The 2,046-nt window shown below is 64.6% G+C and carries 2 protein-coding genes; both read left to right on the top strand.

Features of this window, described 5'->3' with window-relative positions:
- The coding region (locus tag E1263_RS43950) for a hypothetical protein (protein ID WP_420323411.1) at positions 1-608 on the top strand (608 nt) is incomplete at its 5' end.
- Between the two features lie 26 nt (positions 609-634).
- Positions 635-1,600 (top strand): ATP-binding protein, encoded by a 966-nt coding sequence (locus E1263_RS42245; RefSeq protein ID WP_132178090.1) that lies wholly within the window; start codon positions 635-637, stop codon positions 1,598-1,600.
- Positions 1,601-2,046 lie beyond the last annotated feature (446 nt).

Raw genomic sequence — 2,046 nt, 5'->3', positions numbered from 1 at the left:
TGCCCCGCCGGCCCACCCTCGGCCCAGCCGCCGCAGCCCTCTGCGCCCTCCTAGCGCTAACCGCCTGCCAAGGCTCCCCCGAAGCCGGCCGCCCAAACACGGCCCCACCGTCGACGACAACCTCTCCGACCCCGACGGGCCCGTCCACACCTACTTGGACAGCAGAAGAGCAGGCCGCGATCACCGCGGCTGAGCAGCGTTATCGGGCAGCCAGAGCCGCCATCGACAAGGCGTTGAACGATCCGACAAAGCCAAGTAGAAAACCGCTCGAGGCTGCGGGCCTGGCTGGCACGTGGGTCACCGCGGCGATCGACGACGCCCGCTCCCTGCGGACGAACGGCTGGTATCGCGCCGGAGGAGTAGAGGTTCGCTCGGTGAAACCTGAGATGGTCGACCTGGACGCACCACAGCCCGAGGTAACACTCGCAACCTGCGTCGACTCCTCAGCAACGACCCTTCACTTCCAGAAGGATCGGAAGGTCGTCCCGGTCGGTCCTGGCACAAGTCGGCGAAACTCCTTCACCGCCAAGGTCGTCTACGCGCCGCGAGTCGGTACCACTGCCAAGGCCTGGCTTGTTGTCGAGGAGAAAGCGATCGGAAAATGCTGAAACGTCTCGGCGTCGCCCTCACTGTGGTGCTGATCGCGATGGGTTCAGCGGTGCCGAGTTTTGCCGGTCCGGTCATTCCGCCGAAGCCAGGTCCGGGCTACACACTCGTCTGCTTGAAGACCGAACCTGTGTGCAACTGGATCCTCAGCTCGTATACCGACGGGGACGGCGACGACGGGTCAGAAGGAACGCCGCCGACCAAAGGCAAGCAGGTCAAGCAGACCTGTCAGTTCAAGGGCGCCGCTCAGGCCTGTTCAGATCCAGATCTAGGCAACTGGTCGAACAGCCACCAGTGCTATATGCGGCGCGAGGACCCGCAACCCCCGTTCAGCGATCCACGATGGCAGGGCCATACCGACGGCATCGTTTGGGCATGTCTTCGGGAACAGGGGTACGACGATGGACGGCACATCGTGACCGAGTGGGTGTGGTTGCCGGGTGCGCCGGACACGGAGGTAATCGACCCGCTGACGTTAGTCAATCAGGCGATCGCGTCGATGCAGCTTGCACCGCCGTTGGTGAAGTCCGCGCCTGGGGTTGGCCAAGTGGGCCTGGTGAACATGCCAGTTTGGATGTGGGTTACCAAATCCGAGAACACCTGGGGACCAATCAAACGATCCGCCACCGTGCCCGGTCTGACCGTGAACGTGACCGCGCAGGTCACATCGATCGACTGGACCATGGGCGACGGCAAGACAGTCCGCTGCAAGACCGCCGGCACGCCGTACGCGAAGTCCATGGGCATCAAAGACTCCCCCGACTGCGGCCACCGCTACACGAAAACCTCCAGCAAGCTCAAAGACTGCAAGTACCCCGTCACTGCAACTGCTCAGTGGGAAATCACCTGGCAGAGCACGCTCAACGACAGCGGCGAGATCAACCAGACCCAAGCAGCCGCAACCCAACTGCGTATCGGCGAGGCCGTGCCGGTGCTGGTCGACCCCGAGGACAGCAACGTGAAGGTTCCTGAGAAGGCCGGGTGCGGTGCCTGACCGGAGCCCGGCAGGGCGGGCAATCGGCAGATGAGTACGACCGAGCTGAAGGCCGGCTCCGGGTCCACCTGCTGCACACCTACGAGCGCCGTACGGACCCTGGTGGGCAGCCGGCCTGACTTCGGTCATTTGGATTAGTGCCTGAGGCGAACATGGCCGAACCGCACGCCAGGCCCTAGCCCCGGCCCGACCGCGGATCGCCAGCACTGACCAAGCTTGTTCTCCGGATCGTCCGGCACGCTGAGCCGAGCACCGGCCGACTGCCCGGAGCCAGCTTGATCAGTGGCGCAGATCCGGCGTACCGACCAACGGGTAGTGCCCCGCAGAATTCCGTCACCGAAGGCGTCAGCACGCGGCGCGACTCACCGCTGGACGAACCACTACCCGTCCGGCGGTACACCACCCGGCGCTACCGGACGCCCAGGCCATCACAATCGACCAGCACC

Origin of the sequence: Kribbella antibiotica, assembly GCF_004349055.1 — a bacterium.
Taxonomy (GTDB): Bacteria; Actinomycetota; Actinomycetes; order Propionibacteriales; family Kribbellaceae; genus Kribbella; species Kribbella antibiotica.
The sequence above is the reverse complement of the archived record's forward strand: the minus strand, read 5'-3'. Positions and strand labels throughout refer to the sequence as shown.